Source organism: Egicoccus sp. AB-alg6-2, from assembly GCF_041821025.1.
Classification (GTDB): Bacteria; Actinomycetota; Nitriliruptoria; order Nitriliruptorales; family Nitriliruptoraceae; genus Egicoccus.
Genome location: NZ_JBGUAY010000001.1, coordinates 135,274 through 148,043, shown reverse-complemented (window position 1 = coordinate 148,043; position 12,770 = coordinate 135,274). Strand labels below are relative to the sequence as shown.

Annotated in this window: 15 protein-coding genes; 9 read left to right on the top strand and 6 right to left on the bottom strand. The window is 72.5% G+C overall.

The window, feature by feature from the left end; translation table 11 throughout:
• Positions 1 to 8 precede the first annotated feature (8 nt).
• Complete coding sequence (gene sodX, locus ACERMF_RS00740) at positions 9 to 419, bottom strand: nickel-type superoxide dismutase maturation protease (protein ID WP_373667099.1); 411 nt, start codon at positions 417 to 419, stop codon at positions 9 to 11.
• Between the two features lie 104 nt (positions 420 to 523).
• Between sodX and sodN the strand changes: the two genes are divergently transcribed.
• Complete coding sequence (gene sodN / locus ACERMF_RS00735) at positions 524 to 958, top strand: superoxide dismutase, Ni (protein WP_373667098.1); 435 nt, start codon at positions 524 to 526, stop codon at positions 956 to 958.
• A 73-nt stretch (positions 959 to 1,031) separates the two neighbouring features.
• Here the strand turns inward: sodN and ACERMF_RS00730 are convergent, their stop codons facing one another.
• Entirely contained in the window at positions 1,032 to 3,236 is a 2,205-nt protein-coding gene (locus tag ACERMF_RS00730; RefSeq protein ID WP_373667097.1) for a prolyl oligopeptidase family protein, read from the bottom strand.
• A 125-nt stretch (positions 3,237 to 3,361) separates the two neighbouring features.
• Here ACERMF_RS00730 and ACERMF_RS00725 point away from each other — a divergent pair, with 125 nt between their 5' ends.
• Complete coding sequence (locus ACERMF_RS00725; protein WP_373667096.1) at positions 3,362 to 3,745, top strand: DUF5318 family protein; 384 nt, start codon at positions 3,362 to 3,364, stop codon at positions 3,743 to 3,745.
• Here ACERMF_RS00725 and ACERMF_RS00720 read toward each other — a convergent pair.
• Entirely contained in the window at positions 3,732 to 4,202 is a 471-nt protein-coding gene (locus tag ACERMF_RS00720) for a hypothetical protein (protein WP_373667095.1), read from the bottom strand. The genes ACERMF_RS00725 and ACERMF_RS00720 overlap by 14 nt on opposite strands.
• Before the next feature lie 152 nt (positions 4,203 to 4,354).
• On the opposite strand from ACERMF_RS00720, the gene ACERMF_RS00715 reads away from it, so the two are divergent.
• Positions 4,355 to 5,080 (top strand): alanyl-tRNA editing protein, encoded by a 726-nt coding sequence (locus ACERMF_RS00715; RefSeq protein ID WP_373667094.1) that lies wholly within the window; start codon positions 4,355 to 4,357, stop codon positions 5,078 to 5,080.
• Positions 5,081 to 5,093: 13 nt separating this feature from the next.
• Here the strand turns inward: ACERMF_RS00715 and ACERMF_RS00710 are convergent, their stop codons facing one another.
• Together ACERMF_RS00710 and ACERMF_RS00705 are read right to left on the bottom strand one after the other, a co-directional pair.
• The gene (locus tag ACERMF_RS00710) at positions 5,094 to 5,315 is read right to left on the bottom strand and encodes a hypothetical protein (RefSeq protein ID WP_373667093.1); all 222 of its coding nucleotides are present in this window, start codon (positions 5,313 to 5,315) and stop codon (positions 5,094 to 5,096) included.
• A gap of 35 nt (positions 5,316 to 5,350) precedes the next feature.
• Positions 5,351 to 5,557, bottom strand: a complete 207-nt coding sequence (locus ACERMF_RS00705; RefSeq protein WP_373667092.1) for a hypothetical protein — start codon at positions 5,555 to 5,557, stop codon at positions 5,351 to 5,353.
• A 255-nt stretch (positions 5,558 to 5,812) separates the two neighbouring features.
• Between ACERMF_RS00705 and ACERMF_RS00700 the strand changes: the two genes are divergently transcribed.
• The 5 genes from ACERMF_RS00700 to ACERMF_RS00680 all read left to right on the top strand — a co-directional run bounded on the left by ACERMF_RS00700 (position 5,813) and on the right by ACERMF_RS00680 (position 11,679).
• The gene (locus ACERMF_RS00700) at positions 5,813 to 6,343 is read left to right on the top strand and encodes a hypothetical protein (RefSeq protein WP_373667091.1); all 531 of its coding nucleotides are present in this window, start codon (positions 5,813 to 5,815) and stop codon (positions 6,341 to 6,343) included.
• Entirely contained in the window at positions 6,343 to 8,721 is a 2,379-nt protein-coding gene (locus ACERMF_RS00695; protein WP_373667090.1) for a hypothetical protein, read from the top strand. The genes ACERMF_RS00700 and ACERMF_RS00695 overlap by 1 nt, the downstream gene beginning before the upstream one ends.
• A 127-nt stretch (positions 8,722 to 8,848) precedes the next feature.
• Positions 8,849 to 9,061 (top strand): DUF4339 domain-containing protein, encoded by a 213-nt coding sequence (locus ACERMF_RS00690; RefSeq protein WP_373667089.1) that lies wholly within the window; start codon positions 8,849 to 8,851, stop codon positions 9,059 to 9,061.
• A gap of 83 nt (positions 9,062 to 9,144) precedes the next feature.
• Positions 9,145 to 10,500: a tyrosine--tRNA ligase gene (tyrS, locus tag ACERMF_RS00685; protein ID WP_373667087.1), complete on the top strand. Its 1,356-nt coding sequence runs from the start codon at positions 9,145 to 9,147 to the stop codon at positions 10,498 to 10,500.
• A 3-nt stretch (positions 10,501 to 10,503) separates the two neighbouring features.
• Entirely contained in the window at positions 10,504 to 11,679 is a 1,176-nt protein-coding gene (locus ACERMF_RS00680) for a sensor histidine kinase (protein ID WP_373667086.1), read from the top strand.
• On the opposite strand, the gene ACERMF_RS00675 is transcribed toward ACERMF_RS00680, so the two are convergent.
• Positions 11,660 to 11,920 (bottom strand): hypothetical protein, encoded by a 261-nt coding sequence (locus ACERMF_RS00675; RefSeq protein ID WP_373667085.1) that lies wholly within the window; start codon positions 11,918 to 11,920, stop codon positions 11,660 to 11,662. The genes ACERMF_RS00680 and ACERMF_RS00675 overlap by 20 nt on opposite strands.
• A 133-nt stretch (positions 11,921 to 12,053) precedes the next feature.
• On the opposite strand from ACERMF_RS00675, the gene ACERMF_RS00670 reads away from it, so the two are divergent.
• Complete coding sequence (locus ACERMF_RS00670) at positions 12,054 to 12,701, top strand: response regulator (protein WP_373667084.1); 648 nt, start codon at positions 12,054 to 12,056, stop codon at positions 12,699 to 12,701.
• Positions 12,702 to 12,770: the final 69 nt, after the last annotated feature.

Here is a 12,770-nt window from a genome sequence, read left to right as displayed (position 1 = left end):
GAGCCGTGTCACAGACGCGTGCGCAGATCGGGCCACCGCCGGACGACGCGCCGGCGCACGGCCGAGCGTGGCAGTGGCCCCCAGGTCCGGCTGTCGGTCGAGGCACGGGGGTGGTCACCACGGACGTCGACGCCGCCGGCCTCCACCGCGTGGACCCGCTTCACGACGAGGTGGCCGCGCTCGTCGGGATCGCGGACGACGACCACGTGTCCGGGACGGACCGGAGCGAGGGCGGGCAGGGTGACGACGCGATCACCCGGCCACAGCGCCGGCAGCATGGAGGGCCCACGCACGACCAGGACGGACCGGTTCGCGGCCAGGACCGCGAGGTAGGTGGCGGTGGCCACGATGGTGGCGGCCGCCGTCGGCCTGTTGCGAAAGAGTCGCAATTGTGGCGTTGTGGGGCGTTTGGCGGCCATGTTGCCTCGTCCGTCCGTCTCGATCGCCGGCACGGGCCGGCAGGACACAGGACTACGCTGCTGCACACCGACACGTCAACCCCGACCCGACGCCAGGAGCCCGCATGCTGACGACGTTGCTCCATGCACTCAACCCCGTCCGCGACCTGCGGACGGTCGACGCCCACTGCGATCTGATGTGCGGCGTGTACAACCCGGCGCAGGCGCGCATCGAGGCCGAATCGGTCCATGAGATCGCCAAGAAGTACCAGGACTCCGACGACGAGGTCTTCCGGCAGCGCTGCGTGCTCATCAAGGAGGAGCGCGCCGACCTCGTGAAGCACCACCTGTGGGTGCTGTGGACGGACTATTTCAAGCCCAACCACGTCGAGGAGTATCCCCAGCTGCACCAGCTGTTCTGGGAGGCCACCAAGGCCGCCGGCGACGCGAAGAAGACCATGGACCCGCAGGCCGGCGCCGACCTGCTGGCAAAGATCGACCAGATCGCGGACATCTTCTGGGCCACCAAGGGGGGAAAGCCCGACTGGATGACCAGCTGACCCGCTGACGTACCACCGACACACCGACGGGACCCCGCGAGCGGGGTCCCGTCGCCGTTTCGCCCGGTGGCGCTCAGGCCGGCGCGGACACGTCCAGGCCGAGGTGGTGGGCGTGGAAGGCCAGCACGTCGGCACGCTCGTCGAGCAGCTTGCCGACCGGCTTGCCGGCGCCGTGTCCAGCCGAGGTGTCGACCCGCAACAGGATGGGCGCGCCACCGCCGTCGGCGTGCTGCAGGGCAGCGGCGAACTTGTACGAGTGCAGCGGAACCACCCGGTCGTCGGTGTCGCCGGTGGTGATCAGCGTCGGCGGATAGGCCCGGCCCTCCTCGATGTTGTGGTAGGGCGAGTAACGCAGCACCACCTCGAGGTCGTGGGGGTCGTCGGGGTCGCCGTAGTCGGAGATCCAGGCCCACCCGATCGTGAAGCGGTGGAACCGCGTCAGGTCGAGCACGCCGACCTCCGGCACCGCGCTGCCGAACGCGTCGGGCTCCTGGGTGATACACGCGCCCACGAGCAGCCCGCCGTTGGAGCGCCCCTCGATGCCGAGGTGGTCGGGAGCCGACCAGACCGCAGCGGGATCGGTGTCCTCGGTCAGCGCGACGGCGGCCACCTCGTCCCGCCGGCGCCCGGTCAACCAGGCCGCACACGCCAGGGCGTCGTCGAAGACGTGCTGCTTGTGCTCGCGCCGACCGTCGTCGTGCCAGCTGCGGCCGTACTCGCCACCGCCGCGTAGACAGGCGACGGCGAGCAGCCCACCCGCCTCGACCCACGCCCGCCATCCCGGCCGGTGCATCGGCGTGACCGAGATGTCGAAGCCGCCGTAGCCCCACAGCACCGTGGGGACCGTGCCGGTGGGCGCGACGTCTTCCCGGTGGACCAGGAACAGCGGGACGGCCACCCCGTCGTGCAGGATCTGCAGTTGCTCCGTGACGATCGGAACGGGATGGATGGTCGCCGGGGTTCCGACGGGCTCGGGGGTCTGGGTCATGGCACCGGTGGTGAGGTCGTGGTACAGCACCCGCGCCGGTGCGTCGAAGGTCTCGTAGGTGAGATCGATGCTCGTACGACGCCGGCCGCCGGCGACCTGCATGACCGTGCCGGGGCCGGGAAGGTCGACGTCGTGGAGGTGTTCCCCGGTGCGGGCGTCGTGGACCGCCACACGGGCGGTCGCATGCCGCAGGCGGCGGCACACGAGCCAGGCGTCGTCGTCGGGCGTGGCACCGCCGACCAGCTCCGCGCCCTCGAGCCGCTCGACGCCCTCCGCCACCACCTCCTCGAACACCGGTGCGTCGTCGGTCGTGGGACCGGCGGCGTCGTCGCGGTGGGATGCCAACGGGACGGCGACGATGCGCCCGAGCGGTGCGTCGTGATCCGTGCTCAGCAGCAACCGGTCGTCGAGCACCCCGAGGACGTGGTAGGCGGCGTCGCCGCGGTCGAGCACCGGTCGGACCTCGCCGATCGCGGTGCCGTCGATCGCGGCGACGTGGATGCGCGTCTCGGGGTTGGTCCCGTGGCTGACGGTCAGCAGCAGCCAGCGGCCGTCGTGCGACACCTGCGGATGGAACATCCACTCGGGCTGGTCGGGACGGCGGTGCAGGACGACGTCCGACGCCGCGTCCTCGCCGAGGCGGTGCAGGCGCAACTGCTGGTCGCGGTTGGCCGCCGCGTGCTCCTCGCCGGCGGCGGGCGGCACGAACGCGCCGTAGAGGAAGCCGGAGCCGTCGGGCAGCCAGGCCGCCGTCGAGAACTTGGCCCACTCGACGACATCGTCGTGCACGCGGCCGCTCGCCGTGTCGGCCACCCGCCACGTCAGCCAGTCGGACCCGGCGTCGGAGCGCGCGAACGCGAGCCGCTCGCCGTCGTCGGAGACGGCGAGGTCGCTCAACGAGGCGGTGCCGTCCTCGGTCCAGTCGTTGGGGTCGACCAGCACCTGCCACCCCTCGGTGGGCGGGGCCTCGCCGCCGGCCCCGGGCGCACACCACAGCACGTCCTGGTCCTGCAGGCCGTCGTTGCGCAGCTGGAACCAGGTGGTTCCGCGGCGCCAGGGAGCGCCCCGACGGGGGTGGTCCCAGAGCTCGCCGAGTCGGGACCGGAACGCGGCGCGCGCCGGAAGCTGCTCGAGGTGGGCGAAGGTGGCCCGGTTCTGGGCCTCGACCCATGCGGCCACCTCGTGCGACGCGGACGCCTCGAGCCAGCGGTACGGGTCGGCGACGGCACGGCCGTGCAGGTCCTCGACGACGTCGTCGCGGTGGGTGGGGGGCGGTGGGCTGCTCGGCACGGCGGGTCCTCGTGTGGTCCGTCGACGGACCGGGGACGCTAGCGAGCGCGCCGCACCCCCTGGCCGTACGCTTCGCGGATCGTGCCGCGGCGTGGTGCCGCGGCCCGGGCAGGAGCCAGCCACCGGTGCGCAAGGGCCGGATCGACTACCGCATGCAGCGCCGTTCGGCGCTGCGGGCCGTCGCCGCGGGCACGCGCTCCCGTGAGGACGTCTGCGACGCGCACCCCGACCTGTTGCGTGCCGGCACCCACATCGGCACGCCGCTGGACGACGCCTGCCCCGTCTGTGACGCGACCGAGCTGCGGCACGTGCACTACGTCTTCGACGGCCGGACGCCGAAGTCGCAGGGCGGGCGGGCCGTGCCCCGCGAGGCGCTGGCCCGGCAACAGGAACGCTACGGCGACCTCGACGTCTACACCGTCGAGGTGTGCATCGCCTGCCACTGGCACCATCTCGTCGAGTCGTTCCTGCTGCTCGCCCGAGACCCGGACTCCGCTACCTCGGGCTGAACAGGCCGAGAACGACCAGCGCGAGCCCGACCAGCACGACCGCCGACGTGTCGAACACGTACCAGCCGCTCACCACCAGGATGGCGCCGGCGGTCAGCAGTGCGGGGCCGGCGATCCGGGCCGCGTCCGCGGCGGCCTCCTCGTCCTCGCTGCCGCCGACCACCAGCCGGCCGGCCCGGTCGACGTGCCCGCCGCGCGGTGCGTCGTACCAGCCGGGCGCCGTCCCGCCCGAGGCGAGGACCTCGAGCATCACGTCCTCGGGCAGCCCTCGCACGAGATCGCCCCACGCCAGGGTCAGCTCCGCCCGCAACTCGTCGCGCCAGTCGGGAGCCACGAGGACACGGACCCCGCCGGGTTCGGTGCGCGTCTCGAAGGCGATCCTGCGTTGGGTGAGCATGGCCTCGATCTTCGCGGCCATGGCGGCGTGGAAGGTGCCGAGCGGCGCGGTCGGACCCACCGGTTCGGCGACGAGGACGGCCTCTGGATCCGCGACGAGGTCGACCCCACACGCGGCGCAGCGGCGTGCGTGGGGTTCGTACTCGTCTCGGCAGCGGGGACAGTGCATCGGTGCAAGGCTACGACCCCGGCGACCTCGAGGGAGCACCGGCCGTGACCGAGCGCATCTACAGCACGCGGCAGTACGAGCGCGAGACGACCGCGACGGTCGTGGACGTCGACCGCGACGACGGCCGCGTCCTGCTCGACCGCACCGTCTTCTACCCGGGTGGCGGTGGCCAGCCGCACGACGTCGGTGACCTGTGGATCGGCGACGACCGGCTGCGGGTCGTCCGGGTCGGCGACGACGGACGGGGCGTCTGGCACTGGCTCGATCCGGGGGACGGACTGCCGGGAGCGGGCCAGCAACTGTCCGCGCGGGTGGACTGGGACCGTCGGTACCGCCTGATGCGCACCCACACCGCCATGCACGCGCTGTGCGGCGTGGTCTGGAGCCGGTTCGCCAGCCCGGTGACCGGCGGCAACATGGAGCCGGGGGAGGGACGCCTCGACTTCGAGCTGCCCGCCTGGGATCCCGAGGACCGCGACCCGCTCGAGGACGAACTCAACCGCCAGCTCCTCGCCGCGCGACCGGTCGAGGTGTCGTTCCTTCCGCGGGACGACGCGGACCGGGATCCGTCGCTGATCCGGACGAAGGTGTCGCTGCTGCCGTCCTCGCTGCGGCAGGTGCGGGTGGTCGACATCGTCGGTCTGGACCGTCAGGCCGACGGCGGGACCCACGTGGCCGACACCACCGAGGTCGGCCGGATCCGGATCGTGAAGGTGGAGTCGAAGGGCAAGGGTTTCCGCCGCATCCGCCTGCGTCTCGACGACGCGTGACCCGAGCGCTCGGCTACTCCTCCTCGTCGCCGAGGTCGGGCAGCACGAACCGGTCGGCGGGAAGTTCCTGCGGCGCGACCGTCGCCGTGTCGCAGTCGGGACAGCGCGATTCCCAGGGGCGGGCCTGCCGGCGGCAGTCCGGGCACACCCGGACGTCGAGGTCGAGGTGCAGGCCGGGCGCACCAGGCAGGGCGTCGTCCTCGTCGTCCTGCTTCTTCGGATCGAGGAATGGCATCCAGGACTCCTTCCCGGGTGGTCCGGACGGGGCCGTCAACGCAGGACGCGTCGCAGCACCAGCACGTCGTCGGCGTAGCCGCCGGGACTGCGGTCGGCGACCCACTCCAACTCCGTCACCGGACACCGGTGGACCTGGCGACCGAGGCCGTCCGTCCGACCGGCCGCCAGGTGGCCCCGCAGATAGTCCTGTGCCACCCGACCACTGAGGACGTTGAGGACCTCGCAACGACACGATTCCATCGAATTCGTTCCTTCCCGAGGCCGAAACGGGCGTCAGAGCCGGCAATCGGCCGATGGGGGGGTCGCTGTCAACGTCAGAGGCGCGTCCAGGTGGCCGCCGAAGATAGCTCTGAAACCGCATGGCGTCTGGTCCGGGTCTGCCCGGATCATGCGCGTCGACCGGCGAGAGCCGGCGACCCGGTGCGCCAGGGAGTGTGCCGGTGGACGAGCCCGTCGCGAGCACTCGCGGCGGGCCCTTCATGCAGAGGAACTCGATTGGCACGCACCGTACTCACCGGTGCCGTGATCGCGTTGCTGGCGGCCGGACTGGCCGTCGTCGGGGGCGCGCTCGGCATCACCACGCTCTGGCCGGTCCTGCTGGCCGTGGCGATCGGCCTGGCCGGCGGTCGGACGACGGCGGGCCGCGTGGTCGCCTACGTCACCGGCGCCGCCGCCTCGTTCGTCGCGATGGCCGTCACCGCCGGCGTGCTGCCGGCGCTGCCCGCAGCCACGGCCGTCGTGGTGGTGGTGGCCATCCTGGTGCTGACCGCGATCGCCGCGGTGACGGGCGACCGGGTGCCGCTGTGGGCCGGTCTGGCCGGGTACGCCGCCTTCGCCGCCTTCTACGAGCCGCTCTTCGCGGCTCGTCCCACCGCCTTCCTCGCCGAAGCGCCGGTGGCGCTCGTCACCGTCCTGCTCGCGACCGCGCTCGGCGCGATGGCGACCATGCTGGTCGACCTGCTCACCTCCAACGTCTCGGACGACCGCGTCGTCGCCGACGACCTCGCCGACGGAAAGGTCGTCTGATGCGCATGTTCCGACGCGTCCTCACCCTCGGGATCGTGGCCGGCATGGTCGTGATCCCCGCCAGCCTCCCCGCACTCGCCCAGACGGGCCGTGCCGCCGACGTCACGCACCGCCAGTCGGTGCTCACCGAGGTCTCGCCGACCGGCGCCGTGAAGTCCTCGCGGGTCTTCACCCAGCTCACCGTCGCCGGTGACGGCGACGTCGAGGTGGCGCTGCCGGCACAGGCGACCCGTGGACTGCGCAACCTCGACGGCTTCGGCAAGCCGCGTGTCGACGGCGACCAGGTGGTCTACCGCCTCGCCGCCACGCGCGACGGCGCCTCCGAGCGCAGCGTCGCCGACAACACCGCGGAGCTGCCCGTCAGCCTCGAGATCGCCTACGAACTCGACGGTGCGCCGATCGAGCCGCGTGACCTCGTCGGGAAGACCGGGACCGTGACGGTGACCTACACCGTCCGCAACAACACCGCCGAGCCCACCGAGATCCGCTACTTCGACGGTCGTCAGCGCGAGCGCTTCGAGACCGTCGACGTCGCCGTACCGATGGTCGGCTCGCTGTCGACGACGCTGGACCCCCGGTTCGTCGACATCAAGGCGCCAGGGGCCTCGATCGCCGGTGACGGCCGGGGTTCGACGGTCGTGCAGTGGTCCCTGCTGCTGTTCTCGCCGCTCGGTTCCGAGGAACAGTCGGTCAGCTACACCGCCCACGTCAGTGACGCGCTGGTGCCCGAGGCCGTCGCGCAGATCCTGCCGGTGGACTCCAAGTCGTTCGGTTCACTGCGCTCGACCGCAGCCTCCTACAAGGGTGCCGTCGAGTCGACCCGCACCCTGACGATCAACGGTGTACTCATCGACGGCAACGTGCAGTTGCTCGCCGACGGGGCCGCCAAGCTGCTGGACGGCCTCGGCCAGCTCGCCGACGGTGCGACCCAGCTCGCCGACGGCCTGAACGAGACGGCGGCGCCCGGTGCGCGTCAGCTCGCCGACGGCACCACGACCGCCCGGGACGGCAGCCGTGAGCTCGCCAACGGTCTGAGCGCCCTCGGTGCCGGTGCCGGGCAGCTCGCGGACGGTTCCACGCAGCTGCGGGCCGGTGGCTCGAAGCTCGCCGGTGGGCTCACCGAGCTCGCCGCCGGCGCCGGGACGGCGAAGGACGGTGCCGACCGCATCGCGGGCGGGCTCGCCGACGCGAATGCGGCCTTCGAGGCCCGCATCCTGCCCGGTGCGGCCGCGATCAACGGCGGCCTGGCACAGATCGGTGCCGGGATGGAACAGCTCGGCGCCGGCACGGCACAGGCGGCCCCCGCGGTCGCCGGCCTGCCGCAGATCGCCGACGGGGTCGGGACCTTCGCCGGCTCGATCTACGCCGGCGCGGACGCCTGCGACCTCGCCAAGGTCCAGGCCGGCCAGTGCGGCCTGCTCGGCTCGCTGCAGGTCGCCAACGCGCTGCTGCAGCAGGCACTCCCCGGCCTGACCCAGGCCTGCACCGCCAACCCGGCGCTCGCGCCTGCCTGCCAGGCGGTCGGTGGCGCGCAGCAGATCGTGGGCGGCTCGACGACGAAGCTGACGGCCGGCAAGCCGGCTGCGGACCAGCTCGTCGCCGGCGCCGCGGCCCTCAAGGGCCTGGTGCCACTGCTGGAGGCGTACGCCACCAACTTCGGCACGGCCGACGCCCCGGGCCCGCTGCTCAAGGGCGTCCGCGATCTCTCCGCGGGTGCTGCGCAGCTCGATGCCGGTCTGAAGCAGTTCCAGTCCGACGCGATGGCGCCGCTGGTCGCGGGCAGCAGCCAGCTCGCCCAGGGCCTTCCCGCCCTGGCGGCGGGGGCGCAGGCGGCGAGCAAGGGCGCCTCGGACCTCTCCGACGGACTCGGCAAGTTCGACGACGGCACCCAGCAGCTCGCTGCGGGCGCGGGGAAGGCGGTCGACGGGGCCACCCGTCTCGCCGACGGCCTCGTGCAGATCGACGACGGCGCCAACCAGTTGGCGGACGGTCTCGGCGATGCCGGTGACGGCGCCTCACAGCTGGCCGAGGGCCTGACGGCAGCCGAGGACGGCGGTCAGCAGATCGCCGACGGCACGGTGCGTCTGTCCGAGGCCGGCATGCAGAAGCTGATCGAGGGTGTCAGCGACGCCTCCGCCGGATCGTCGCTGCTGTACAACACCATCAAGGCGATCGACGCCCGTGGCAGCAACGGGGACGGCCTCGCGTACGGCACCGTGGATGGCGCCGACGCGAGCGCGGTCTACAAGTTCGAGATCGCCGGCGTCGGGAGCTCCGACGACGGGGCCGCCACCGCCGCCGTTCGTGCCGCCATCGCGGCGGGGGCCTTCCTCGCCGCAGGGGTGCTCGGGCTGGCCATGCGTCGACGGCTGGCCTGACGTCCGTCGCACGCCGTCGAGGGGGCGGGACCATCAGGTCCCGCCCCCTCGACGTGCTCCCCGTCCGTGCGGTCGACGGCGAGCGGATAGTTTCGGGCGCACCGAGACGTGCACCGAGGAGCGAGTCGTGAACGAGCCGGCCCGGTGGTACCACCTGCAGGGCGAGGACCAGCACGGGCCGTTGGACCTCGACACCATGCGCCGGCTCGTGCTGCACGGAACCGTGGTTCCCGACACCTACGTCTGGGCCGACGGCATGCCCGACTGGTTGCCCGCTCGCGAGGTACCGGCCGTGACGCCCCCGCCCGAGGTCCGCGAACAGCTCGAGCACTGGCGCTGACGACGTCGAATCCGGGGGCCTCGTGCGCCGGCGGCAGCGTCTGAACGTCGGCCCGGTGCGACCCCGGCGCTACGTTGGCGGGCATGAGCGACCAGAACCCACATCCGAGCCCCGCACCCGACCTCGACCCGCCGGCGACGCCCGTCGCGACACCATCGGCGGACGCCAACGCCCTCGACGTGCTGCGTGCCCGCGGCTTCGTCCAGGACGTCACCGACGAGACCGGCCTGCGCGAGCTCTTCGACGCCGGGCCCGTGACGTTCTACGTCGGCTTCGACCCGACCGCGGCCTCACTGCACATCGGCCATCTCGTCGGGATCATGGCGATGGCGCACCTCAAGCGCCTCGGCCACCGGCCGCTGGCGTTGGCCGGCGGAGCCACGGGCCGCATCGGGGATCCCTCGTTCCGTGACACCGAACGCGAACTCCTCGACGACGACGCGCTCGACCGCAACCTGGCCGGCATCCGTGCCCAGCTCGACCGCGCGATCGGGTTCGACGACGGGGTCGGGGAGCTCGTCGACAACTACACCTGGACCAAGGACCTCTCGGCGCTCGCGTTCCTGCGCGACGTCGGCAAGTTCTTCTCGGTCAACCAGATGATCGCGCGCGAGTCGGTCAAGAAGCGCCTCACCGAGCGTGAACAGGGCATCAGCTACACCGAGTTCAGCTACCAGCTCCTGCAGGCCTACGACTTCGCCGTGCTCGCCGACCGCTACGACTGCCGGCTGCAGGGTGGCGGCTCCGACCAGTGGGGCAACATCACGGCCGGGGTGGACCTCACCCGCCGGCTGCACGGCACCACCGTCTACGGCATGGTCTGGCCGCTCATCACCCGCTCGGACGGCCGCAAGTTCTCCAAGTCCGACGGGACCGCGATCTGGCTCGACCCGGATCTGACCTCGCCGTACGCGTACTACCAGTGGTTCCTCAACGTCCCGGACGCGGACGTGGTGCGCTTCCTCAAGCTCTTCACGTTCGTCGACCTCGACGAGATCGCCGAACTCGAGCAGCGCCACGCGGCCGACCCGGCCGCACGCGAAGCCCATCGGGTGTTGGCGCGCGAGGCGACCCGGGTGGTCCACGGCGACGCCGGGGTCGAATCCGCCGAGCGCGCCACGGGCGTGCTGTTCGGGGACCAGCCGTTCTCCGGCCTCGACGACGCCACCCTGGCGGCGGCCTTCGAGGAGGCGCCGTCCGTCGTGCTCACGCGGAGTCGGCTCGACGACGGGCTGGGGGTGCTCGAACTGCTGACCGAGGTCGGCGCGACGACGTCCAACGCCGAGGCGCGTCGCCTCGTCGACCAGGGCGCCGTACGGATCAACAACGCGCCCATCGACGACTCCCGCGCGCGGATCGGGCCCGACCACCTCGCCAGCGAGCGCACGCTGGTCATCCGGGTCGGCAAGAAGCGGTACTTCCTGGCCCGGTTCCACTGAACCGTGGAACAGACGGTCCTGCGCGGCCTGGCGGGGTTCCGTTGGGCCGCGTGGTGCTGGATGGCGATCGTGCTGGTGCTGGCCCGGCGTGCGCTGGACCACCCCGTCGCCGCGGTCCTGCTCGTCGGCGCGGCGCTCGGCATCACGATCTGGGTCACGCGGCTGCTTCGCCGTGACCCGGGCCGGCTGTGTGCGCCGGCCGTGGTCGGCAGCGAGGTGGGGGTCGCGCTGGCCCTGCAGCTGGCCGACGGGTTCGTGTACCGGGCATCGCACGTGTTCTCCGGCGAACAGCCGCTGGGGGTGGCCTGGCCCATCGCGAGCGTGTTGGCCGCAGGCGTCGCCTTCGGACCGGTCACCGGCGCGGTCACCGGAGTGGTGATGGGCGCCGGCCGTGCCGTCTCCTCCCTCCTGCACGCGCCCGCCCCCGCCACGGAGGTGGTGCTGCTCGGTCTCGAGCCGGTGCAGCTGCTGTCCCTGCTGACCACGACCGTCATGTACGCCCTGGCCGGTGGTGCCGGCGGTCACGCGATGCGCCTGATCCGCGCCAGCGAGCTCCGTATGACCACCGCCGAGCGTCAGCTGGCCGAGTCGCGGGCGCGCGAGGACGTCGCCCGCCGGCTGCACGACGGCGTCCTGCAGACCTTGGCCCTGGTGGAGCGCCGCAGCGACGATCCGCGCCTGGTGGCCCTCGCCCGCGAGCAGGACCACGACCTGCGGCGCTTCCTGTTCGGCCTGCCCGACGTGAGCGCGACCGCCACGCTGGAGCAGGACCTGCGTGCGGCGGCCCTCCGGTTCGAGCAGACCTTCGACGGCCGGGTGGAGGTGCTGGTCCCCGACGACCTTCCTGCCGTCCCCGACCAGGTCCACGCGGCGCTGGTCGGCGCGGTCGGCGAGGCACTGACCAACGCCGGCAAGCACGGCCGTGCCGAACGGGTCGTCGTCTACCTCGAACCCGACGGCGACGGGGTGTTCTGCTCGGTGCGCGACGACGGGACCGGCTTCGACCCGGCGCAGGTCGACGAAGGAGTCGGCCTGACCCGATCCGTGCGCGGCCGGATCGACGAGGTCGGAGGGCGCGTGGAGGTCGACGCCATCCCCGGCCACGGCACCGAGATCCGGTTGCGGGTGCCGGCGCGTCCACCGTCCGGCGCGCCCCCGTTCAGCCGTCCGGTCGGCTGAGCACGCGGCGACGCCAGCGACGCACCTCCCCAGCCGTCCGTAGCCGCACCACCGATGCCCCGGCCGGCGGATCGTCCAGCAACCGTTCGCGGTACTTCGTCCGGTGCGCGGCGTGCTGGGTCACCGACCACATCACGATGTTGCGCGCTGGATCGAGGGTGACCAGGTTGCGCCACTGCTCGCGGTTGCCGTTCCACAGCTCGCGCCGGGTCGCGACGCGCGCCACGGTGCGTCGCACCACGCGGGGCGTGACCGTCCGTCGGGGCAGGTCGAGCCACACGATGGTGTCGGCCCGAGCCCAGACAAGGTCGAGGCCCTCGTCTCCCGGTGCGGTCGCGCATCCTACGCTCGCAGCCTCGAGGACAGGACGGCGGGTGGAACAGCAGGCACGCGTACGGCGGCCACCGATCCGGGTCGTGCTGGCCGACGACCATCCGGTGTGGCGGGACGGGGTGCGTGCCGACCTCGGCAGCGGCTTCGAGGTGGTCGGTGAGGCCTCCGACGCCGACGAGGCGATCGCCGTCATCGGCGCCACCTCACCCGACCTGGCCGTCTGCGACGTGCAGATGCCCGGCGGTGGTGGGCTCGCCGTGGTCCGGGCCTGCGCCCGACGGACGCGCATCGTCATGCTGACGGTGAGCGAGCAGGAACGCGACCTGCTGGACGCGGTGGCCGCGGGCGCCGTCGGCTACCTCACCAAGGCCACGCCCGGCGAGCAGTTGCGTGCAGAACTGCGGCGTGCGGCGGCGGGTGAGCCGGTCTTCTCACCCTCGCTGGCGATGCTCGTGCTCGGGGAGTTCCGGCGCCTCGCCAAGCAGGCGACCGGCACCAACCCGCTCACCGAGCGCGAGCGTGAGGTGCTCCAGCACGTCGCGCGCGGCTATCCCTACCGCGAGGTCGGTGAACGGCTGCACATCTCGCCCAAGACGGTGGAGAACCACGTGCGCAACATCCTCGACAAGCTGCAGCTCTCCCGCCGGCAGGAACTGGTGCGCTACGCGATCGAGCACGGGTTGGAGTGAGGGTTGGGCGGCCGCCGCACGGGCGCGGCTCGGCCACTCCACCTGTGGCGCAGGACGCCGATGGTCGAC